Genomic DNA, 21,692 nt, shown 5'->3' with positions numbered 1-21,692 from the left:
GCACCATGGCAGCAGTAGACATCACCCGGCGCCAGCTTGGACATCGCCTGCTGGCGGTGGGCCTCGGCTGTGCCGCGCTTGCCGTGGCGCCCGCCGGCAGGGCTGACGGGCGTGACGACCATGAGCGCGCGCGGCGTGCCTTCGAGGCCGGCGAGGTGATGCCGCTACGCGTGTTGCTTGAGCAGGTCGAGCTCACTTATCCGGGGCAGGTGCTGGAGGTCGAGCTCGAGCGTGAGGACGGGCGCTGGGTGTATGAGCTCAAGCTGCTGCGAGGCGGTGGCGAGATGCTCGAGCTCGAGCTCGACGCCCGTGACGGTACCCTGCTCAAGCTCAAGGGGCGCGATGTCAGGCCCGAGCGCGGTCACGGTGAGAGACGCTGATGCGCATCCTGGTCGTGGAAGACGAGCCTCTTCTGAACGCGCAGCTGCGTGCTGCGTTGGAGGCGGCGGGGTATGTGGTAGATAGTGCGGCCGATGGCCGCGAGGCGAGCTTCATGGGGGAGGTCGAGGCCTACGATGCCGTGGTGCTCGATCTCGGCCTGCCTCAGGTCGATGGGCTGAGCGTGCTCAAGCGCTGGCGCGCGGCCAGCGTGGGTATGCCGGTGCTGATCCTGACCGCGCGTGGTGACTGGCACGAGAAGGTGGCCGGAATTGACGCCGGTGCCGACGACTACCTGACCAAGCCCTTCCATATGGAAGAGCTGCTCGCCCGCGTGCGTGCGCTCATCCGCCGTGCGGCAGGGCAGGCGAGCCCCGAGCTGCGCTGCGGTGCGGTGGTCCTCGACACCCGTGGCGGGCGGGTCACGGTGGACGGCCAGCTGCTTGGCCTCACCAGCCACGAGTTCCGCGTGCTCGCTTACCTGATGCACCACCGCGGCGAGGTGGTGTCGCGCACCGAGCTTACCGAGCATATCTACGCCCAGGACCATGATCGCGACTCGAACACCATCGAGGTCTTCGTTGCCCGCCTGCGCAAGAAGCTGCCGCCCGAGCTGATCGAGACCGTGCGTGGCCTGGGCTATCGGCTCGTGTGTCCGCCATGACGCCTGTCCGACCCGTCTGGCGGGATTCCCTTCGTCTGCGGCTGCTGGTTGGCACCCTGATGTGGGCGAGCGTGGCGGTGCTTGTCGCCGGCTGGGGCCTTGCACGCCTCTTCCACGAGCATGTGGAGCGGCAGTTTCACGTGGAACTGAGCGCTCATCTCGATCAACTGGCGGCCCAGCTTGAGGTGGATGCCACCGGCCGTGCCGCTCTGCGCATGGCGCTTGGCGACCCGCGCTTTGCACGGCCTTACTCGGGGCTGTACTGGCAGATCGATGATCTGACTGCGGAGGGGCGCGGCCTGCTGCGCTCGCGCTCGCTGTGGGACGTGGTGCTGTTCGTCCCCGGTGACGAGCTTGTCGATGGCGAGGTCCATGTACATCGTGTCGAGGGGCCCGACGGTGAGCCGCTACGCATGATCGAGCGTGTACTGAGGCCGGCAGCGACCCCAGATGCCCCGCTGCGCTTGATCGTCGCCGCCAACGCGGCTTTCGTCGATGCACCGGTGATGCGCTTGAACCGGCTTCTTGCCGTTGCGTTGGCCCTACTCGTCCTGGGGCTGGCGTTCGCCGTCGTTGTACAGGTCGGCCTCGGCCTACGTCCGCTGCAGCGCCTGAGGGAAGCCCTGGCGGCGGTCCGCGATGGGCGCAGCGCAGCGATCGATGGCCGCTACCCAGTCGAGATCCAACCTCTGGTCGACGAGTTCAACGCCGTGCTCGCGCGCAATGCGGAGCTCGTGTCACGGGCGCGTACCCAAGCCGGCAACCTCGCCCACGCGGTCAAGACCCCGCTCACCGTTCTTGCGAACGCGGCCGATGCGGCCGATGGGGGGCTTGCCCGCCTCGTCCGCGAGCAGGTCGGACTTGCCCGAACCCAAGTCGATTACCACCTGGCGCGTTCGCGTGCAGCAGCAGCCGTCGGCGTTCCTGGGCAGCGCACGCCCATGCGCCCGGTACTGGAGGGGTTGCAGCGCCTGATGGCGAAGGTGTATGCCGAGCGTGATCTGCGGCTGCAACTGCTGGCGTGTTCCGATTCGCTCGCCTTCCGCGGTGAGGCACAGGACCTGCAGGAGATGTTGGGCAACCTGCTCGATAACGCCTGCAAATGGGCGAAGACGCGCGTCGAGCTCAGCGCGTCCGAGTGCGGGGGGCAGTTACAGGTCTGCATCGACGACGATGGACCTGGCCTGCCGGCAGCCGTGCGCGAGGCGGTGTTCGGCCGTGGTGTGCGTCTCGACGAACAGGTTGACGGCTCGGGCCTGGGGTTGGCGATCGTGCGCGACCTCGCCTGCCTGTATGGAGGGGAGGTCGTGCTCGAGCCCTCGCCATCGGGGGGGGTGCGGGCGCTGCTGAGGTTGCCGCTGGCGCCTTGAATGACCATGCTGCGCCGGCCTTTGGCTTGCGCAGCCTTGCCGGTTCGTGATCAGTTGGCCCAGATTCCCAGTGTCTGCAGTTGCCGCGTCGCTGCCTCGGCCCAGCCGCGGTTGGCGGCGGGGCTGGCCGGGCTGGGGTGCAGGATGCGGCCGAACCTGAGCCCTGCCGTGCCGGCGAGTGCCTCGCTGGCACGCTTCTCCGCCCAGTTGCCGATGCCGATCACCCATTCGGGCTGGAGGGTGTCGACAAGGGTACGCAGATGTTCGTCGCAGGCTTGCAGCAAGGGGCGCTGTTCGGCCGCCGGCAGCTTGTCTGGGGTGAGGTTGCGACCGCCCTCGAAGAAGGCGAGCGGGCAGTAGTTGGCGACGAAGTGTTCGGCGAAGAAGGCCTCGGGGGTGCCGAAGCGGGTGCGGAACAGCCCCCACAGGCGCTGGCCGCTGACCTCCGAGCGCGCGCAGGCGAAGCCCTCGACCGGGCGCTTGGGGTTGGTCTCGCGCGGCTGGCCGACCGGGCCTTCCAGGCCGAGCCAGTCGCGCGCGCTGGCGATCTCGCCGAAGGGCACACCGATCTGGGCCATGCCGAAGGGCCCGGGGTTCATGCCGACGAAGACGACGCGCTTGCGGCCGCTGCCGAAGCGCTCGAGATAGCGCTGGTGCACCGCCCAGGCGTAGTCGAGCGGGTTGTAGACATGGCTGACGGGGGGCGCGAAGCGCATCGCATCTACCCGCGCAGAGAGGCTGCGGGCTGCGTCGATCAGGGGCTGTGCGGTCATGAGTGGCTGTTGGGTCGGGTGGGGATCAGCCGGCGAGCAGCAGGCTGGCGAGGAACTTGAAAAGGTATAGCGCGGCCATGCCGGCGGCGATGGTCGCAAGCACGTTACGGGTGCGCCAGGCCACCAGCACGGCGACCAGAGCCGCCCAAGGGCGCGGCGTGTCGAAGGCAAATGTGACTTCGCCGGCGGTGACGAAGAGTGCGCTTGCGGTCAGTGCAGCGAAGCTCGCCGGTGCGATGTGGCGGCACAGCGCATGCAGCCAGCCGGGCAGGCTGCGGCTGGCAAAGAGGCCGATCATTGCGTAGCGATAGAGGTAGGTGAGCACGCCGACGACGCCGAGCAGCAGGAGCAGGCCGGTGTTGCTCATCGTGCGCGCTCCAGCCGATGCACCGTCCATGCCCCGGCCACCAGGCCGAGCAGGATCGCCGCCACCAGGCCAAGCTTGTAGGGCAGGGCGGCGAACAGCAGCGCCCCCGCACCGGCCACCACGGCGGCGGCCTGGCCGGCACGCTCGCGCAGCAGCAAGGTGAGGAGCGCGATGAAGGTGAGCGGCACGGCGAAGTCCAGCTCCCACTCGGGCGGGATGGTAGCGCCGAACACCAGGCCGACGGCGGTCGACAGCTGCCAGCCCACCCACAGCGTGAAGCCGGCGCCAAGGAAGTACCAGTGGCGGTAGTCGGGCGCGTCCGCTGGCGGCGCGTCGCGGCGCTGGTAGCGCAGCACGGCCACCGCATAGGCCTCGTCGGTAAGCACGTAGGCGAGCAACAGGCGCCAGCGCCGCGGCAGGTGGCGCACGTATTCCGCCATCGAGGCGCTATAGAGCATGTGGCGCAGGTTGAGCAGGCCGGAGGTGAGCGCGATCGGCACGAAGCCTGCGCCCGCTGCCAGCATCTGTACGATGACGAGCTGGGCGGCGCCGGCAAAGACCACCGCCGAGGCCAGCTGCGCGATCCAGGCCGGCACGCCGGCGGCGAGTGCGGCGATGCCGTAGATCATGCCGAAGGGCGCCACGCCCAGCAGCAGCGGCGATTCGTCACGACAGCCAGCGAGGAACTCGCCGAGACGGGAGGGGAGGCGCACGGACGTCACGGTGGCTTCAGGCGGTGGCGGCTTCCGTGCGCGGGCTGCGATCGCCGTGCCAGGGCGCGACCTTGAACAGCAGCAGCATGCCCGGCACCGCAAGCGCAAAGCACAGCCAGAAGAAGTTGGTCCAGCCCAGCGCTTCGACCAGCCAGCCGGCGGTGGCGTTGATGAAGGTGCGCGGCACCGCCATCAGGCTGGTGAACAGCGCCAGTTGGGTGGCCGTGTAGGCCGGATGCGTGCTGCGCGCCATGAAGGCGACGAAGGCGGTGGTACCCAGCCCGGCGCCGATCGCCTCGCCGGCGATCACCGTGGCGAGCACCACCAGCCGTGCCGGCGTGGACTCGCCCGGGCCCAGCCAGGCCATCCAGACGAAGCCGAGGATGGTGACGAACTGCACAACGCCGAAGATCCACAGCGCGCGGTTGATGCCGAGCTTGAGCATCCAGATGCCGCCGAGGATGCCGCCGATCACCATCGGCCACAGCCCGGCGTTCTTGGCGATGACGCCGATCTCGGTCTTGCTGTAGCCCATGTCGAGGTAGAAGGGCGTGGCGAGCGCGGTGCACAGCGAGTCGCCGAGCTTGTAGAAGAACAGGAAGGCGAGCACCAGCAGCGCCGATTGCACGCCGTGGCGGCCGAAGAACTCGCGGAAGGGCTCGACCACGGCGTCGCGCAGCGTGCGCGGCGTGCCGGCCGCGGCGAGTGGCTCCTTCACCAGCAGCGTCATCGCCAGGCCGGGGATCATGAACGCGGCGGTGATCACGAACACCTGGCTCCACGGCAGATGGTCGGCCAGGATCAGCGACAGCGAGCCTGGTACGAGGCCGGCGATGCGGTAGGCGTTGACGTGGATCGCGTTGCCCAGCCCCAACTCGGCATCGGGCAGGATCTCGCGGCGGAAGGCGTCGAGCGCGATGTCCTGGGTCGCCGACAGCAGCGCCAGCGCGGCCGTGAGGCCGACCACCAGCGCCAGGTGGTCGACCGGGGAGAGCTGGCCGAGCCAGGCGATGGACGCCAGCAGGCCGAGCTGGGAGACGAACATCCAGCTGCGCCGCCGCCCCAGCCAGGGCAGGATGCCGTAGCGATCGAGCAGGGGCGCCCACAGGAACTTCCAGGTGTAGGGGAACTGGATCAGTGCGAAGGCGCCGATCGCCTTCAGCGACAGGCCCTCGGTCTTGAGCCAGGCCGGCACCAGGTTGAGCAGCAGGTAGAGCGGCAGGCCCGAAGCGAAGCCGGTGAAGATGCAGATCAGCATCCGCCGGTTGAGCAGGGCGGTGAGCCAGGCGGGACGGGCTAGGGGCATGCGGGATCCTGGGGGCCAGCAGGTGTCGCCCCGGCTGCAGGCAGGTTGAGCGCGGCGCGCAGCAGCGGTTCGAGCTGCTCGGCCGGCAACGGGCGCGAGAAGTGATAGCCCTGCAGCTCGTCGCAGCCAAGTGCCTTCAGCTGCGCCCACTGCACGGCGGACTCCACGCCCTCGGCGACGACCTCGAGGCCGAGCCCATGGGCGAGCGAGATGGCTGCGGAGACGATGGCCGCGTCGTTGCAATCGTGCTCGATGTCCGATACGAAGGAGCGGTCGATCTTCAGGCGGTCGAGTGGGAAGCGCTTGAGGTAGGCGAGCGAGGAATGCCCTGTGCCGAAGTCGTCGATCGCCAGGCTGACACCGAGCGCCTTGATCCGCCCGAGGATGAAAGCGGCTTCGTCGGGCCGCTCCATCACGCTGCTCTCGGTGACCTCGAACTCGAGTTCGCCCGGTCCGATGCCGTGACGCTCGATCTGCGCCCTGAGCAGATCGATGATGCGCGTGTCGCGCAGCTGGCGGGCTGAGACATTGATCGCCATGCGCAGTGGCGCAAGCCCGGCGTTGCGCCAGCTGGCGAGCTGAGCGCAGGCTTTCTCCATGACCCAGCGGCCGATGTCGAGGATCATCCCGTTGTCTTCGCAGATGGGGATGAAGCGGTCGGGTGGGATCAATCCGTCCTGAGGGTGGCGCCAGCGCAGCAAGGCCTCGACGCCGATCGCCTGGCCGTCGCACGCGCGGTACTGGGGTTGGTACCAGAGCTCGAACTCACCGCCTGCAGCGGCGTTGCGCAGTTTGCGCTCGAGATCGAGGCGTGCCATCGCCGAGCGGTTGAGCTCTTCGGAGTAGAACTGGTAGTTGGCTCTCCCCTGGGCCTTGGCGTGGTACATGGCGGTGTCGGCGTTGCGCAGCAGCGAGACCGCGTCCTGTGCGTCGTCTGGGAACACGCTGATGCCGATCGAGGGGGGCGCGTGCAGCACTTCGCCATTGACGACGTAGGGCGCGGAGAGCGCGGTAAGGATCTTCGCCGCGACGTGGGCGATGCTCGCTTCCTGCTCGACCGCGCTCAGTACGACGACGAACTCGTCGCCCCCCAGGCGCGCGACGAGATCAGTCTGTCGCACCGCGGCGTGCAGGCGACGACCAACCATCACCAGCAAGGCATCGCCCATCTGGTGGCCGAGGGAGTCGTTGATGGTCTTGAAGCGGTCGAGGTCGAGGAAGAGCACGGCAAAGCGGCGCTGGTCGCGCGTGCCCTCTGCGACCCGCATGCGCATGTGTTCGTCGAGCGTGAGGCGATTGGCGAGCCCGGTGAGCGGGTCGTGGTGGGCGAGATGGTTCAGGCGCTCCTCGGCCCGGCGCAGCTCGGTGATGTCCGTATAGACGGTGACGAAGCTGCCATCCTGCAGTGCCTGGCCCTGGATCAGCAGCACGGTGCCGTCCGGGCGCACGCGCTCGAAGATGTGCGGAATGCGCTGGCGCGCGCGCGCCAGAAGGTCGCGTACGATGATCTCGGGGTCGCCGGGTCCGTACTCGCCGCGTTCGGCGTTGAAGCGGAACAGCGTCTCGAGCGAGGGCAGGCCATTGGCGAACAGGGCGTCGGGGAAATCGAGCAGTCGGCGCAGCATATCGTTGCACGCGAGCAGCTGCAGGTTGTCGTCGAACAGCGTGACGCCGCCGGGGATGTTGTCGATGATGCTCCTGAGGCGGGCATGGCTGATCTGCAGCGCCTCTTCCATCCGCTTGCGGTCGGTGATGTCGGTGTAGGTCGTGATGAAGCCGGCCAGCTGGCCGTCGATCAGCAGGGGTTCGCCCGAGACCAGGTGGGTACGTCCGTTGGGCCGGGTGCGCTCGAAACGATGTGCTTCGAAGCGCAGCGCCAGTGCCTTGCGCGCCCGCACATGTTCGACCGGGTCGCCGGGGCCGTACTCGCCGCGCGAAGCCGGGAACATGATCAGATCCTCGAACGGTACGCCGGCATGGACCGCGTCGGCGGGCAGGTCGAGCACCTCGAGAAAGTGGGCATTCCAGTACAGCAGCTTCAGTTCGGCGTCGAACACGCTGATGCCTTGCGGCAGGTGGTCGAGCACGCCGCCCAGGTAGGCGATCTGCAGCTCGGCGGGCAGCGAGGGGTCCGGGGTTTGATGCGGCATGGCGGCTAGAGGGCGTCTTCGGGTGGGGCGCGTATGCGCCCGCCGGCAGTTTGCCAGAGCGTGCCGATGAAGGGGTGGCTGTTACCCGCGGAGGGCGGAAGCGGACAAGGTCAACACAATTCCGTACTTTTCTTGCAATCAGGGGCGATCTGCCCCAACAATGCGCGCAGTCGAACCCAATGCTTCGAGGAGGAAGTCTGCATGTCCTATAACGTGACCGTCGTTTTCGGCGCCGAGCGTGAGTATGAGTTCTCGTTGCACGAGAGCGAGGTTGCCGCCGTGACCAAGGATCAGGCGCGTGGCTGGTTGGCCAAGGAGTTCGAGGCGCTCGAATGTACGCCGTCGAACCCGATGGGCAAGGTGCTCGTGCTCGACATGATCCTCAACGTGGCCAAGTACGGCGGCGAGAGCCGTTTCGAGCAGGGCGCCGAGTGGGCCAAGAAGTTTGCCGTCGTCGTTGCGGCGGCGCTTGACCGTCCTGCCGTTCGTGTCGACGTCGTTTCGTTCGTGGTGGGCTGAACGACAGGTCACCCGGCTGCTGCGGGTAAGGAACTGCGGGGGCGGCTGCCCCCGCAGTTCGTTTCAGCGCTCGAGGCCGAGCCGGTAGACCGCAACACTGGCGAGGAAGTTGGGTTCCTCCAGCACCAGCTTGCCCTCGTCGAAGGCCAGCCGCTCGCGCACCGCGATGCCATTGATCTCGCACAGGGCGTCGAAGTCGGCGATGGTGAAGAAGCGCACGTTGGGCGTGTTGAACCACTGGTGCGGCAGGCTCTCCGATACCGGCATGCGGCCGTTCAGGATGCTCTGGCGGTGGCGCCAGTAGCCGAAGTTGGGAAAGCTCACCACCGCCTCGCGGCCCACGCGCAGCATTTCGCGCAGGATGCCCTGGGTGTTGTGCATGGCCTGTAGCGACAGACTCATGATGACGTGGTCGAAGAAGCCGTCTTCGAGCCCGACGAGGCCTTTTTCCAGGTCCATCTGGATCACATTCACCCCGTTCCTCACGCTGCCGAGCAGCTTGTCGGGGTCGTTTTCCACGCCATAGCCCTGGACCTGGCGGACCTCCATCAGGTGACGCAGCAGTTCGCCGTCGCCGCAGCCGAGGTCGAGCACTTTCTCGCCGGGCTCGATCCACTGGGTGATCACGTCGTAGTCGTAGCGGTACGCAGTCATCTTATGCCTCTATGCGGTCGAACCAGGCCGACAGCAGCTTGTGGTAGCGCGTCTCGTCGAGCAGGAAGGAGTCGTGGCCGGCCGGGCAGTCGATCTCGGCGTAGCTGACGTTGCGCTTGTTGTGCAGCAGCGCGTAGACGATCTCGCGCGAGCGTGCGGGCGAGAAGCGCCAGTCGGTGGTGAAGGACACCACCAGGAAGTCGGCCGTGGCGCGCGCCAGGGCAGCGTCCAGGTTGCCGCCGTATTCGAAAGCGGGGTCGAAGTAGTCGAGCGCCTTGGTGGTCAGCAGGTAGGTGTTGGCGTCGAAGTAGCCGGCGAACTTGTCGCCCTGGTAGCGCAGGTAGGATTCGATCTCGAACTCGACGTCGTAGCTGTAGGTGTTGCGGCCGTGGCGCAGGCTGCGGCCGAATTTCTCCGCCATCGAATCGTCGGACAGGTAGGTGATGTGGCCCACCATGCGCGCCAGCTTGAGCCCGCGCGCCGGCACCACGCCGTGCTCGTAGTAGTGGCCGCCGTGGAACTCGGGGTCGGTCAGGATGGCCTGGCGCGCCACCTCGTTGAAGGCGATGTTCTGCGCGGTGAGCTTGGGTGCGGCGGCGATCACCGCCACATGGCCGACGCGCTCGGGATACTGCAGCGCCCACGACATCGCCTGCATGCCACCGAGCGAGCCGCCCACCACCGCGGCGAAGCGGCGGATGCCGAGCTGGTCGGCCAGGCGAGCCTGTGACTCGACCCAGTCCTCGACGGTGACGAAGGGGAAGTCTGCGCCCCACAGCTTGCCGGTGGCGGGGTTGATCTGGTTGGGGCCGGACGAGCCGTAGCAGCCACCGAGGTTATTCACCCCGATGACGAAGAACTTGCGCGTGTCGAGCGGCTTGCCCGGACCGACCAGGTTGTCCCACCAGCCGACGTTGTGCGGCGCGTCGGCGTAGGTGCCGGCAACATGGTGCGAACCCGACAATGCATGGCATACCAGCACCGCGTTGCTGCGCTCGGCATTGAGCGTGCCGTAGGTCTCGTAGATGAGGTGGTAGCTGTCCAGCGTGCCGCCGCCGCGCAGCGCAAGCGGCGTGGTGAACTCGGCCCGCTGCGGCGTGACCACGCCGACCGATTGGGGAGGGATCATCTTCGTCATCTGCAAAAACAAAAACCCAGTCGGCTGCAAACGCGGACTGGGTGCCCTCGCTTTAGCCGTATTTGTTGAGCGCCCGCAAGCTGTTGATCAAATCGGCGCTAGGTGGATGGAAGTTAGCGCCGGGCCAGCCAAAAGTCAAACGCGCTGGCGTGATAAGATTTTTGCCCGCCGATACCTCCGAACACCATGATCCAGGTCATCCTCAACGGCCAGCCCGAGATGCTGGCTCCCGATCTCACCGTGCTCACCCTGCTCGAGGCCCGCGGGCTCGCCGGCAAGCGCCTCGCGGTCGAGCGCAACGGCGAGATCGTGCCCAAGGCTCGTCACGCAGAGGTGAAACTCGCCGACGGCGACAGGCTCGAAATTGTCGTCGCGGTCGGCGGCGGCTGAGCCCGGCGCGGCGATCACGACAAGATCCAGGCGCGCCACTCGCGCGCATCCCCACAATACGGAACAGCACAGGCTCATACCATCATGAACGACCCCTTGGTCATCGCCGGCAAGGCCTACGGTTCGCGCTTGCTCGTCGGCACCGGCAAGTACAAGGACTTTGCCGAGACGCGCGAAGCCATCGACGCCAGCGGCGCCGACATCGTCACCGTCGCCATCCGCCGCACAAATATCGGCCAGAACCCGGGCGAACCCAATCTGCTCGACGTGCTGCCGCCGGAGAAGTTCACCATCCTCCCGAACACCGCCGGCTGCTACACCGCCGACGACGCGGTGCGCACGCTGCGACTGGCGCGCGAGCTGCTGGACGGCCATGCCCTGGTGAAGCTCGAGGTGCTTGGCGACCCCAAGAACCTGTTCCCCAACATGCCCGAGACGCTGAAAGCCGCCGAGACCCTGGTCAAGGATGGCTTCGACGTCATGGTGTACTGCGCCGACGACCCCATCCAGGCGAAGATGCTGGAAGACATCGGCTGCTGCGCAATCATGCCGCTGGCTTCGCTGATCGGCTCCGGCATGGGCATCCTCAACCCCTGGAACCTGCGCCTGATCATCGACAACGCCAAGGTGCCGGTGCTGGTCGATGCTGGCGTGGGTACCGCGTCGGATGCGGCGATCGCCATGGAGCTTGGCTGCGACGGCGTGCTGATGAACACTGCGATCGCCGCCGCCGGCCGCCCGGTGCTGATGGCGAGCGCGATGAAGAAGGCGGTCGAGGCCGGACGCGAGGCCTTCCTCGCCGGGCGCATGCCACGCAAGTTCTACTCGGCCGACCCGAGCTCGCCGACCCAGGGGCTGATCGGTTCATGAGCGAGACGCACAACGCGCAGGTCGAGATCATCGGCCGCGACAGCCCCGAGCACCGCTTCTCCAGCCGCAGCATCCGCAGCTTCGTGCTGCGCCAGGGGCGCATGTCCGAGGCGCAGCAGCGCTACCTCGACGAGGTGCTGCCCAAGGTGGGTATCGACTACCGCGTCGGGCCGCTCGATCTGGATGCGGCCTTTGGACGCCAGGCGCCGAAGATCCTCGAGATCGGCTTCGGCATGGGCGAGACCACGGCGCGCATCGCGGCGGCGATGCCCGAGCGCGATTTCCTCGGCATCGAAGTCCATACCCCAGGCGTGGGTGCGCTGTGCAAGCTGATCGCCGAGGGCAACCTGGGCAATCTGCGCATCATGCAGCACGATGCGGTCGAGGTCATGCGCGACATGATCGCCGACGGCGCGCTCGCGGGTGTGCATCTGTTTTTCCCCGACCCCTGGCGCAAGAAGCGGCATTTCAAGCGTCGCATCGTGCAGCCGGACTTCGTCGCCCTGGTGGCGCAGAAGCTCGCTCCAGGCGGCTACTTCCACTGCGCCACCGACTGGGAGGACTACGCGCACTGGATGCTCGAGATCATCTCGGCCGAACCCCTGCTGCAGAACACCGCCGACGGTTTCGCGCCGCGACCCGACTATCGCCCGCTGACGAAATTCGAAAACCGTGGTCTCAGGCTGGGACACGGCGTGTGGGACCTGGTGTATCGCCGTCGTAGCGACTGATCCTGCCCCCACCGACGCAGCCCGACCGACCCATCCGAGCAAGGACCCCAAGGCGTGATACGAGGCCTGTTCCGCTTTCTCTTCAACATGCTGCGCATGTTCGTGCGCCTGCTCGACCTCGTCGTGCGCGGCGCCTTCTATGCGCTGATGATCTTCGGCATCGGCGCCCTCGTCGCCTTTTTCCTGCGCCCCGAGCCGGCGGTGCGGGAGGGCTCTGCGCTGGTACTGCGTCCGGTGGGGATGATCGTCGAGCAGGCCGCGCTCGAGCCGCCGCTCGCGCTGCTGCGCGCTGGCGGCGCGCCGGCCGGCCAGATGCGGCTTGCCGACCTGGTCGAGGCGGTGAAGGCGGCCCGCGACGACAAGCGCATTGCCGCGCTGGTGATCGAGACCGACGAACTGGTTGGTGGTGGCCTGTCCAAGCTCGCCGAGCTTCGTGCCGCCATCGAGGACTTCAAGACCTCGGGCAAGCCCGTGCTGGCGCGCGGCGAACGCTTCACCCAGTCGCAGTACTACCTTGCGTCGGTGGCCGACGAACTGCACCTGTCGGCGGACGGTTTCGTGCTGCTGCGCGGCCTGGCGCGCTACGGCACCTATTTCAAGGACGCGCTTGATCGCCTCGGCGTGAAGGTGCATGTGTTCCGCGTCGGCGAGTACAAGTCCTTCTCCGAGCCCTTCACCCGCAGCGACATGTCCGATGAGGATCGCGAGTCCTCGCGCGATCTGCTGCAAGGCCTGTGGCAGGTGATGCGCGACGACATTGCCGCCAGCCGTAAGCTGAGCCCTGAGGCGGTCGACGCGCATGTAAACGGTATCCGCGACGCGCTCGCTGCGAGCGCCGGTGATGCGGCGCAGGCGGCTTTGGCTGCCGGGCTGGTCGATCGTTTCAGCACCCGCGACGAATGGCGCGCCCGCCTCATCGAACGGGTCGGCAAGGATCCCGACAATGATGACATCCGCCGCATCGGCGTCGGCCGCTACCTGGCACTGGTCGGCCGGGAGGCAGACAGCGCGGACGAGCGCATCGCCGTCATCGTCGCCCAGGGCACCATCGTCGATGGCATGGAGCCTTCCGGCGTCGTGGCTGGCGACACCTTTGCGCGCCTGATCCGCTCGGTGCGCGAGGACGACAGCATCAAGGCCCTGGTGATGCGCATCGACAGCCCCGGCGGCAGCGCCTGGGCGTCCGAGCTCATTCGCCACGAGCTCGAGCTCACCCGTCAGGCGGGCAAGCCGGTGATCGCCTCGATGAGTTCGGTCGCCGCCTCGGGCGGCTACTGGATTGCGGCCGGGGCCGACGAAATCTGGGCGGCGCCGGCCACCGTGACCGGTTCGATCGGCATCTTCGGCATGTTCCCCGAGTTTGCGGAGCCGCTGCGCCGCCTGGGTATCGGCGTCGATGGCGTGGCCACCGCGCCGCTGGCTGGCGCCCTCGACCCGCGCCGGCCGCTCGATCCGGTGGCAGCCGATGCGATGCAGCTCAGCATCGAGCACGGCTACCGCCGCTTCCTGGAGACGGTCGCGCGGGCGCGTGGCATGACCCCCGACGAAGTCGATGCGGTCGCGCGTGGCCGGGTGTGGACGGGTGCAGCGGCGGCCGAGCTTGGCCTCGTCGACCAGCTCGGTGGCCTGCAGGCGGCGGTCGATGCGGCAGCGCGGCGTGCAGGCATCGAGCGTTACGAGGTGGTGTGGCCCGAGGCCCGCGAATCCTTCGAGCAGCGCCTGCTGCGCCGCCTGATGCGTGCTGGCGAGGAGCTTGGCATCGAACTTGGCCTGCAGTTGGGCGGTGGCTCGCGTCCGGGGGCGCTCGCGCTCGTCATCGACGAGATGCAGACCGCGGCGGGCGAACTGCTGCGCTGGAACGATCCTCAGCACATGTACCTGCACTGCCTGTGCGAGGCGCCCTGAGGCGCGGCCCCGTGATGTGCGCGCCTGCGATGCCGAACAGCCTTCCCAACAAGCTTCAACCAGCGAGGAGACAGCCTTGAAACTCAGCAGCCAGAGCTTCACCGACGGCGCCCCCATCCCGGGCGAGTTCGCGTTCTGCATTCCGGCCGACGAAGGTCACGTCTGCCTGGGCGGCAACCGCAATCCGCAGCTGTCGTGGGCAGAGGTGCCGGCGGGTACGCAGTCCTTCGTGCTGATCTGCCACGACCCCGATGTGCCCAGCAAGGGTGACGACGTGAATCAGGAGGGGCGCAGCGTGCCCGCCAGCCTGCCGCGTGTCGATTTCTTCCACTGGGTGGTGGTCGACCTGCCCGCCGACCTGCGCGCGATCGACGCCGGCCATTTCTCGGGCGAGGTCACGCCCGGCGGCAAGCCCGGGCCCGAGACTGCGCTCGGCGCACGCCACGGCGTCAATGACTACACCGCCTGGTTTGCCGGTGACGAGGCGATGAAGGGCGACTACCACGGCTATGACGGCCCTTGTCCGCCGTGGAACGACGAGATCATCCACCACTACGTGTTCACGCTCTACGCGCTGGACGTGCCGCGTTGTGCCGTGGATGGGCGCTTCACGGGCCAGGACGTGCGTGCGGCGATTGCTGGCCATGTGCTCGCCGAGGCGAAGCTGACAGGCACGTATACGCTCAACCCCGCCTTGCGCGGCTGAGCGGGCGACGGAAGACGGCCATCGCCAGGCGCCACAACGAACGCTCGGATCAGGGCGCCTCGCCCGCCGAGGCGAAGAACGGACCGACCTGAGGGCACCCGGGCGCCGGGAAGCGGAGGCATCGATGTTCGAATTCCTGCAGGGCTTCGCCTTTGGCCTGTTCGTCACCTTCGTGCCCTGGTTCGTGGCCGGGCTGTACGATCCGCGCCTGGCCGTGCCGGAAGAGCTTGCCACGCGCTGGCAGGTGATCCTGCGTTACGCGGTGGCGATGCCTGCGCTGGCGATGCTGTTGTTCCTGACCTCGCTGTGGGGTGGGTTCGGTGCCAGCCTGGGCGGCTGGCTCGCCGGTCTGGTCGCGGTGCCGACAGCGCTTTTCCTTGAGCGGCGCTGGTGGCGCTGGCGTGCGGCACGGGCGGGGCGCGAACGTGCCGCTATCCGGGAGCGCCAGCGCGACGAACTGGCCCAGGCGCACCGCGAGCGCGACCTGCTTACCCTCGATCCCGCCCTCGCGCCTACTAACGCCGATGCGGTGGTGCTGCAGCTGTGGGAGGTCAAGCGCGAGCTTGTCGGCCTGCGCCGCCCCGACCTCGCCGTGCAGGCCGACCGCCTGTTCACCCGCTACCAGCGCGCGCTCGCCGTGCTGGACGACAAGTTCGATACGCGCGAGCTCACCTACGAGCGCGCCCGTGGCCTGGTCGCCGAGGTAGGTCGCGAGGCCAGCGCCGGGCTGGGTGCGATGGTCGAGCTGGTGCACGGCAGCGCCGGCCTGGATGCCGATTTCGTGCGCGAGCGCCTCGAGCGCGCCCCCGCGCGCCTCAATCCCACCGAGCGCGAAGCGCTGCAGCGCCGGCTGGCGATTGCCGATGAGACCGAGCGCCGGCTGGCCGAGATTGCCGCCGGCAATGAGGCCGCGCTCACCGCGCTCGACCATGTTGCGGTCGCGGTCGCCCGCATCGACACTGGCCGCACACAGTCCGGCAGTGCGGGCAACATGGAGCAGGCGTTGCAAGAGCTGCGCCGCTTTGCCGAGCGTGCCGGTCTGTACGGTCGCCAGCCCTGAACCGAGGAGTGTTGCAATGAGCCTGTCACTGCCCCCGATCGAGGACATCGCGCGCGAAGCGGTGCCGCCCCAGCCTGCGGAGGCGCCCGAAGACGCCCAACTCGCCGCCACCGCCGACGCCTTCGTGCGCGATGTCCTCGCCGTCGACGAGGCCGAGCTGCAGCGCCAGCGCGAGGCGGTCGACACCATGGGCGTCGAGTTGCAGCGCCAGGCCGCCTGGCGCAGCGAGATGCTGCAGGCGCCGATCCGCAAGCTTGCCCATCAGGGCGACGAAGGCGGCCCGGTGGCCCAGGCCCTGATGGCCTTGCGCGACAAGATGCAGGACCTCGACCCTGCGCGCCAGACGCTGAGTGGCGACGGCCTGTCGCGTGCGCTGTCCTTCATCCCCGGCGTCGGCAAGCCGATGCAGCGCTACTTCCAGAAGTACGAGAAGGCACAGGATGCACTCGACGCCATCATCCGCGACCTGCAGGCCGGTGCCGACATGCTGCGCCGCGACAATCTCACCCTGGCCGACGACCAGCAGTCCCTGCGCGCCATCCTCGCCCAGCTCGAGCGCCAGGTCGAACTCGGCCGCATGATCGACCGCCGCCTCGCCCGCGAGGCCGCGGCCACCGGCCTGCCCGCAGCGCGCCGCGCCTTCGTCGAGGAGGAGCTCCTGTTCCCGCTGCGCCAGCGCATCATCGACCTGCAGCAACAGGTGGCGGTGAGCCAGCAGGGCGTGCTCGCGCTCGAGGTGGTGATCCGCAATAATCGCGAGCTGATCCGTGGCGTGGACCGCGCAATCAACGTCACGGTGTCGGCGCTCAACGTCGCCGTCACGGTGGCGCTGGGCCTCGCCAACCAGCGCCTGGTGCTCGACCGCGTCGCAGCGCTCAACGACACGACCTCTGCACTCATTGCCGGCACCGCCCAGGCGCTGCGCACCCAGGGCGTGGACATCCAGAAGCGTGCCGCTTCGACCATGCTCGACATGGGTCAGCTCGAGCAGGCCTTTGCCGACGTCATTGGCGCCATCGACGACCTGTCGCGCTACCGCCAAGAGGCCCTGCCCAGGCTCGACGCCCAGATCGACCGCCTCGCCGCGCTCGCCAGCCAGGGCGAGCAGGCGATCCGCCGCATGGACGAGGGCAATCGCGCCGACCCGCAACGCTGACCTTCCCTGTCTGGACTCCCGCTTGAACGCGAAACCACAACACACAACGAGCCAGGACGCCTGGGTCGACGGCCGCCAGGGCCGCCTCTTCGTGCGCCGCTGGATGCCTACCGAGCCTTCGGCGCGGGCGCCGATCGTGCTGTTGCACGACTCGCTCGGCAGCGTCGAGCTGTGGCGCGGCTTTCCTGCCGAGCTGTGCAAGGCCACTGGCCGCCAGGTGTTCGCCTATGACCGCCTCGGTTTCGGCCGCTCCGACCCGCATCCGGGCAGGCTGGCGCAGGACTTCATCGCCAGTGAGGCCGAAGCCGATTTCGTCGCCGTCATCGACCAGCTCGATCTCGCGCGCTTCATCGTCTTCGGCCACAGCGTGGGCGGCGGCATGGCGGTGAACTGCGCTGCGCGTCACGCCACAGCGTGTGCGGCGCTGATCACCGAATCCGCCCAGGCCTTTGTCGAGGACCGCACCGTCGCGGGGATCGAGGACGCGCGCGAGCTGTTCAAGGACCCCGGCCAGGTCGAGCGTCTCGCGCGCTACCACGGTGACAAGGCGCGCTGGGTGCTCGACGCCTGGATCGGCTCCTGGCTGCACCCGGACTTCGCGGCCTGGTCGTTGCGCGTCGTGCTGCCCGAGGTCAAGTGTCCGAGCCTGGTGATCCACGGCATCGACGACGAGTACGGCTCCCCAGCGCATCCGGCGCTGATTGCCGAGCTCAGCGCCGGCCCGGCGCAGCTGGCGCTGATGGCCGAGACGCGCCATGTGCCGCATCGCGAGCGCGAGGCGGAAGTCGTTGCCATGGTGAGGTCCTTCCTCAGCGCGCTGCCCTGAGCCGTAGCCGAACCGGCCCGTTTCTCCCCGATGGTGCCGATTCGCGCGCTTCGCTGCCCGCCGCGAGCGCAAGCCGAGCGCGCGTCTGCTTGCTATAAGTAAGGGGACGCAGCCCGAATTTGCCGGCGCTGTAACCACGCGGGGGAAACAGATCATGGAAAACGCACTCGCCGGCAAGCGCGTCCTCATCACCCAGGCCGATGCCTTCATGGGCCCCGTGCTGTGCGAAGTCTTCGCCGAGCAGGGCGCGGAGGTCGTCGCCAGCGCCGATGATCTTGCCGTGGTCGATGCGGCCGAGCGCGTGGTGCGCGCGGCCGGGCACATCGACGTCGTGGTCGCCAACCTGGCCATCAAGGCCCCATCGACCGCCGCGATCGAGGTCACCGATGCCGAATGGCGCGACGTCTTCGCTGCGCTGGTCGACCCGCTGCCACGCCTGGTGCGCGCCGCTGCGCCGGCCATGGTCGAGCGCCGTGCGGGCAAGATCCTGCTCATGGGCAGCGCCTCGGCCCTGCGCGGCATGAAGCGCGCCTCCACCTACAGTGCCGCGCGCGGCGCGCAACTGGCCTATGTGCAGGCGATCGGCGTGGAACTGGCCGCGCACAACGTGCAGGTCAATGCCGTCGCGCAGAACTTCGTCGACAACCCGACCTACTTCCCGCCCGAGGTGCAGGCCAACCCGCGCTTCCAGGAGCGGCTGGCCCGCGAGGTGCCGCTGGGACGTCTGGTGTCTGCGCGCGAGGACGCGCTGTTCGCGGCCTACCTGTGCAGCCCGGCCGCGGACTGTTTCGTCGGCCAGGTGTTTCCGGTCTGTGGCGGCTGGGTGGGGCGGTAGGCGAGGCTCCAGGCCGCCGCGCGCTGAAGCCTTCCAGCTGCGCCCGCCCCTCGGGGCGCTGCAACAACTGCGGGATGCCGGGGTGCCGCCAGAGAATCGGGGTGGCAGGGCGAAGCCTTGCACATCGCGCGGGAGCTCGGAAGCAGGGCTGCGCCGGGTGGGACAAGTAAGATGCTCTATATTCGGGCGAAAAACAAAAGGTAGAACTGGGACGCGCTCAACGCGGACCCACACATTCGGCCACAAGCGGCCTCTCGAGTCCCACGCATTCCTGCAGCCAGAGTGGCAGCTTCGACCACGAACTTGCCGGAGAGCCGGTTTGCCTCGGGATGAACAGCGCGGAGGCCTGTCGCACATACGACCTCAACTAACCGAGAGTGCGGCCTATGCATGACCATCCACTGCTTCATGTTTAGCGGCGACAAGGTTTTGACCCGGGCAATTCCCACCCGCCGGGCGTATGATTCGCACCCGATGTGCGTTTTTTTCCGCGCCGCAGCATGACTCGAAGGATGGTGCGAATTGAAGATTCGTGAGGTCCAGCACCCGGCACGTGTCGTTCCGCTCGCGTTCCTGATCACGATCCTGATCGGAACCGCGTTGCTCATGTTGCCGATCGCTCGCGCAGATGCCGTCGCCACGCCTTGGCTTACCGCGCTGTTCACCTCGGTATCGGCTGTGTGCGTGACCGGCCTGGTGACGGTGGATACGGGCACTTACTGGTCGTCGTTCGGGCAGTGGGTGATCATGGCGCTGTTCCAGGTCGGGGGCTTCGGCATGATGACGGTCGCCACGCTGCTCGGGCTCATGGTCAACCGCTCCTTGCGCTTGCGCACACGGTTAACGGCGCAAGCCGAAACACACGCCGTCGGTATCGGTGACGTCACCAGTGTGGCCAAACTCGTGCTTGTCGTGACCTTGATCGTCGAGCTGATCGTCGCACTGGCGTTATTGCTGCGTTTGCGTATCGGCTATGAGTTGGACTGGGCCGATGCTGCTTGGAGCGGCCTCTTCCACGCCGTGTCTGCCTTCAACAACGCGGGGTTTTCGATCCACGCTGACGGCCTGATGCGCTACGCGAGCGACGGCGCGATCCTCGCCCCCATCATGTTTGCGATTGTTGTCGGTGGTTTGGGTTTTCCTGTCCTTAATGATCTGCGCAGGAAGTTTACGACCCCGCACCATTGGTCGGTGCATACCAAGCTCACGCTCGTGGGCACGGCCGTGCTGTTGGTGGGCGGTACGATCCTGCTGCTTGGCTTCGAGTGGTCCAATCCGCGCACGCTCGGTCCAATGGCCACCGGGGACAAGTTGCTGTCGGCGATCTTCGCGTCGGTGTCGGCACGCACGGCCGGATTCAATTCGATCGATATCGGCGGGCTGACGCACGAGAGCCTCGGGGTGCACTACTTCCTGATGTTCATCGGCGGCGGCAGTGCCGGAACGGCTGGTGGTGTCAAGGTGGGTACGGCGATGATCCTGGTGATGCTTGTGATCGCCGAGATCCGGGGGCGGATGGATACGGAGGCTTTCGGTCGGCGTATCAGCCATTCGGCCCAGCGCCAGGCCATCACCGTACTTGTTCTCAGCAGCGCGGTGATCGTGCTGGGTACGGTGTTTATCCTCCACACGACCGACATCGCGACCGACAAGGTCATCTTCGAGGTGATCTCGGCGTTTGCAACCGTGGGCCTGTCCACCGGCATCACCGCTGAGCTGCCCGAATCGGCACAGCTGATGCTGGTCCTGCTGATGTACGTCGGCCGGGTTGGAACGATCACATTGGCGGCATCGCTCGCGCTGGGCGAGCATCGCATGCCCTTCCGCTATCCAGAGGAGCATCCCGTTGTTGGCTAGGCTATTTACAGAGCAGTTCGCCTTCTCGAAGGGCGACAGTGTGGTCGTGATCGGTCTGGGGCGCTTTGGTGGCGCCGTGGCCGACTCCCTGATGCAACTCGGGCACGACGTGATGGGGATCGATCGTGATGCCGAACCGGTGCATGCGTGGGCGGACCTGCTGACCCACGCAGTCCAGGCCGATTCGACCAACGCGATGACCATGCGCCAACTCGGAGTGGCGGACTTCTCGCACGCCATCGTGGGTATCGGTGGCGATCTGGCGGCGAGTCTGATGACTGTGATGGCGCTGACCGAGCTGGAGATACCGGATATTTGGGTCAAGGCCATGACGCCCGAGCACGGCAAGATCGCCGAGCGCATCGGTGCGCATCACGTCGTCTACCCCGAGGCCGACATGGGTGAGCGCGTCGCCCACCTCATCAGCGGGCGAATGATGGACTACATTGAATTCGACGACGGCTTTGCGATCGCGAAGATCCAGGCGCCGCCAGCGACGCACGACCTCTCGCTCGCCGAGTCCCTGGTGCGCGAGCGCTTCGGCGTCACGGTGGTCGGCATCAAGCGCGCGCACGAGGACTTCCAACACGGCAAGCCCAGCAGTGTCGTGCTGCCCGGCGATCTGCTGATCGTCTCCGGGCCCACCAAGAAGGTGGAGGCGTTTGCGGCCAGTGGGCGCAGACGCTAGCCGGCCAAGCCGCTGGTGACTGCTGTCCGGCAGTCTGTGGTCCATCTCATCGTGTCGTCTCCGAAATGGCCTCTGCGAAATGCTCAACTGGATCCTGAGTCAATTCAAGCGGCAGTCGGCCGAAGATCTCGAGCGGGCGCGAGAATTGGTCAAGGCAGCCGAGCGGGGAGGAGCACACCTGAACCTATCGAAGGCACGTGAGCTTGCGCGGGCGCTCGGGATCGAAGTGGGGGCCCATGCAAGCGGCGATGAGGTCGTTCACGCAATCCGGCGTTACCTCAGTCATCACGGCGAGTTGTGAGTCTGGCAGTGCCTACCGCTGAACATAGAACCTGGGCGAGCACAGCCGCGCGATTGCGCCTTGTTTTGAAGGTCGTCTCCGCTCAGAAACCCGCCGCTGCACCATCGAGATGACGAATGTCGCTTCCGGGGTGCAAGCTGCCGACTCCGATCATCTAGACATCTCGTTGTCCGCCACCGTCCGCCCTTCAGCGATCCCGATCACCATGAAGATCCTGAACATCCTTTGGCAGCGACTCGTGACGCCGGAAGGGGAGACCTGCGAGCGCTGCGGCGGCACGCACGACGCCATCGTCCAGGCTCTCCCCAAGCTTGAACAAGCGCTGCGCCCGCTTG

23 protein-coding genes and 1 pseudogene are annotated in these 21,692 nt (G+C 67.3%); 17 read left to right on the top strand and 7 right to left on the bottom strand.

Annotated features, from left to right (window positions below; genetic code table 11):
* The first annotated feature begins 5 nt into the window (after positions 1 to 5).
* The 3 genes from P7F68_RS10810 to P7F68_RS10800 are packed head-to-tail and all read left to right on the top strand — an operon-like array spanning position 6 to position 2,412.
* Positions 6 to 380 (top strand): PepSY domain-containing protein, encoded by a 375-nt coding sequence (locus P7F68_RS10810; RefSeq protein ID WP_002926144.1) that lies wholly within the window; start codon positions 6 to 8, stop codon positions 378 to 380.
* On the top strand, positions 380 to 1,042 hold the full coding sequence (locus P7F68_RS10805; protein ID WP_002926143.1) for a response regulator transcription factor: 663 nt from the start codon (positions 380 to 382) through the stop codon (positions 1,040 to 1,042). Before P7F68_RS10810 ends, P7F68_RS10805 begins: the two co-directional genes overlap by 1 nt.
* A complete protein-coding gene (locus tag P7F68_RS10800) occupies positions 1,039 to 2,412 on the top strand; it encodes an ATP-binding protein (protein WP_277833045.1) in 1,374 nt (457 codons plus the stop codon). Before P7F68_RS10805 ends, P7F68_RS10800 begins: the two co-directional genes overlap by 4 nt.
* Positions 2,413 to 2,462: 50 nt before the next feature.
* On the opposite strand, the gene P7F68_RS10795 is transcribed toward P7F68_RS10800, so the two are convergent.
* Genes P7F68_RS10795 through P7F68_RS10775 form a run of 5 tightly spaced genes read right to left on the bottom strand, consistent with a single transcriptional unit; the run spans position 2,463 to position 7,721 of the window.
* On the bottom strand, positions 2,463 to 3,185 hold the full coding sequence (locus P7F68_RS10795) for a uracil-DNA glycosylase family protein (protein ID WP_002926134.1): 723 nt from the start codon (positions 3,183 to 3,185) through the stop codon (positions 2,463 to 2,465).
* 25 nt (positions 3,186 to 3,210) lie between these two features.
* Positions 3,211 to 3,552 (bottom strand): AzlD domain-containing protein, encoded by a 342-nt coding sequence (locus tag P7F68_RS10790; RefSeq protein ID WP_277833042.1) that lies wholly within the window; start codon positions 3,550 to 3,552, stop codon positions 3,211 to 3,213.
* Positions 3,549 to 4,265: an AzlC family ABC transporter permease gene (locus tag P7F68_RS10785; protein WP_002926130.1), complete on the bottom strand. Its 717-nt coding sequence runs from the start codon at positions 4,263 to 4,265 to the stop codon at positions 3,549 to 3,551. Before P7F68_RS10785 ends, P7F68_RS10790 begins: the two co-directional genes overlap by 4 nt.
* A gap of 16 nt (positions 4,266 to 4,281) precedes the next feature.
* A complete protein-coding gene (locus P7F68_RS10780) occupies positions 4,282 to 5,571 on the bottom strand; it encodes an AmpG family muropeptide MFS transporter (RefSeq protein WP_277833039.1) in 1,290 nt (429 codons plus the stop codon).
* Positions 5,562 to 7,721 (bottom strand): putative bifunctional diguanylate cyclase/phosphodiesterase, encoded by a 2,160-nt coding sequence (locus P7F68_RS10775; protein ID WP_277833037.1) that lies wholly within the window; start codon positions 7,719 to 7,721, stop codon positions 5,562 to 5,564. The genes P7F68_RS10780 and P7F68_RS10775 overlap by 10 nt, the downstream gene beginning before the upstream one ends.
* Positions 7,722 to 7,922: 201 nt before the next feature.
* Between P7F68_RS10775 and P7F68_RS10770 the strand changes: the two genes are divergently transcribed.
* On the top strand, positions 7,923 to 8,240 hold the full coding sequence (locus P7F68_RS10770; RefSeq protein WP_002926124.1) for a hypothetical protein: 318 nt from the start codon (positions 7,923 to 7,925) through the stop codon (positions 8,238 to 8,240).
* Positions 8,241 to 8,303: 63 nt separating this feature from the next.
* Here the strand turns inward: P7F68_RS10770 and metW are convergent, their stop codons facing one another.
* Both metW and metX read right to left on the bottom strand, forming a co-directional pair.
* The gene (gene metW / locus P7F68_RS10765; protein ID WP_002926122.1) at positions 8,304 to 8,894 is read right to left on the bottom strand and encodes a methionine biosynthesis protein MetW; all 591 of its coding nucleotides are present in this window, start codon (positions 8,892 to 8,894) and stop codon (positions 8,304 to 8,306) included.
* Position 8,895: 1 nt separating this feature from the next.
* Positions 8,896 to 10,023 (bottom strand): homoserine O-succinyltransferase MetX, encoded by a 1,128-nt coding sequence (gene metX / locus P7F68_RS10760; RefSeq protein WP_270068804.1) that lies wholly within the window; start codon positions 10,021 to 10,023, stop codon positions 8,896 to 8,898.
* A 195-nt stretch (positions 10,024 to 10,218) separates the two neighbouring features.
* Here metX and thiS point away from each other — a divergent pair, with 195 nt between their 5' ends.
* The 13 genes and pseudogenes from thiS to P7F68_RS19905 all read left to right on the top strand — a co-directional run.
* On the top strand, positions 10,219 to 10,422 hold the full coding sequence (gene thiS / locus P7F68_RS10755) for a sulfur carrier protein ThiS (RefSeq protein WP_002926118.1): 204 nt from the start codon (positions 10,219 to 10,221) through the stop codon (positions 10,420 to 10,422).
* An 84-nt stretch (positions 10,423 to 10,506) separates the two neighbouring features.
* Positions 10,507 to 11,292: a thiazole synthase gene (locus P7F68_RS10750; protein ID WP_002926116.1), complete on the top strand. Its 786-nt coding sequence runs from the start codon at positions 10,507 to 10,509 to the stop codon at positions 11,290 to 11,292.
* Complete coding sequence (trmB, locus tag P7F68_RS10745) at positions 11,289 to 12,023, top strand: tRNA (guanosine(46)-N7)-methyltransferase TrmB (RefSeq protein ID WP_277833031.1); 735 nt, start codon at positions 11,289 to 11,291, stop codon at positions 12,021 to 12,023. Before P7F68_RS10750 ends, trmB begins: the two co-directional genes overlap by 4 nt.
* A gap of 54 nt (positions 12,024 to 12,077) precedes the next feature.
* A complete protein-coding gene (sppA, locus tag P7F68_RS10740) occupies positions 12,078 to 13,928 on the top strand; it encodes a signal peptide peptidase SppA (protein WP_277833029.1) in 1,851 nt (616 codons plus the stop codon).
* 76 nt (positions 13,929 to 14,004) lie between these two features.
* Positions 14,005 to 14,634, top strand: coding sequence for a YbhB/YbcL family Raf kinase inhibitor-like protein (locus P7F68_RS10735; RefSeq protein WP_277833027.1), 630 nt, complete (start codon positions 14,005 to 14,007; stop codon positions 14,632 to 14,634).
* Between the two features lie 124 nt (positions 14,635 to 14,758).
* The gene (locus tag P7F68_RS10730) at positions 14,759 to 15,694 is read left to right on the top strand and encodes a hypothetical protein (RefSeq protein ID WP_002926108.1); all 936 of its coding nucleotides are present in this window, start codon (positions 14,759 to 14,761) and stop codon (positions 15,692 to 15,694) included.
* Between the two features lie 16 nt (positions 15,695 to 15,710).
* On the top strand, positions 15,711 to 16,850 hold the full coding sequence (locus P7F68_RS10725) for a toxic anion resistance protein (RefSeq protein ID WP_002926107.1): 1,140 nt from the start codon (positions 15,711 to 15,713) through the stop codon (positions 16,848 to 16,850).
* A gap of 103 nt (positions 16,851 to 16,953) precedes the next feature.
* A complete protein-coding gene (locus P7F68_RS10720; protein WP_277833146.1) occupies positions 16,954 to 17,676 on the top strand; it encodes an alpha/beta fold hydrolase in 723 nt (240 codons plus the stop codon).
* 154 nt (positions 17,677 to 17,830) lie between these two features.
* Positions 17,831 to 18,511, top strand: coding sequence for an SDR family oxidoreductase (locus tag P7F68_RS10715; protein ID WP_277833024.1), 681 nt, complete (start codon positions 17,831 to 17,833; stop codon positions 18,509 to 18,511).
* Between the two features lie 522 nt (positions 18,512 to 19,033).
* A complete protein-coding gene (locus P7F68_RS10710) occupies positions 19,034 to 20,368 on the top strand; it encodes a TrkH family potassium uptake protein (RefSeq protein WP_277833022.1) in 1,335 nt (444 codons plus the stop codon).
* Positions 20,361 to 21,056, top strand: coding sequence for a potassium channel family protein (locus P7F68_RS10705; protein WP_277833020.1), 696 nt, complete (start codon positions 20,361 to 20,363; stop codon positions 21,054 to 21,056). The genes P7F68_RS10710 and P7F68_RS10705 overlap by 8 nt, the downstream gene beginning before the upstream one ends.
* Before the next feature lie 79 nt (positions 21,057 to 21,135).
* Positions 21,136 to 21,357, top strand: coding sequence for a hypothetical protein (locus tag P7F68_RS10700; protein ID WP_277833018.1), 222 nt, complete (start codon positions 21,136 to 21,138; stop codon positions 21,355 to 21,357).
* A gap of 109 nt (positions 21,358 to 21,466) precedes the next feature.
* A pseudogene (locus P7F68_RS19905) lies at positions 21,467 to 21,682 on the top strand (DUF2703 domain-containing protein); the annotation flags it as partial.
* Positions 21,683 to 21,692 lie beyond the last annotated feature (10 nt).

This window comes from Thauera mechernichensis, assembly GCF_029588855.1.
Taxonomy (GTDB): domain Bacteria; phylum Pseudomonadota; class Gammaproteobacteria; order Burkholderiales; family Rhodocyclaceae; genus Thauera; species Thauera mechernichensis.
Note: the sequence above shows the minus strand (reverse complement) of the source record. Positions and strands in the feature narration are given on the sequence as shown.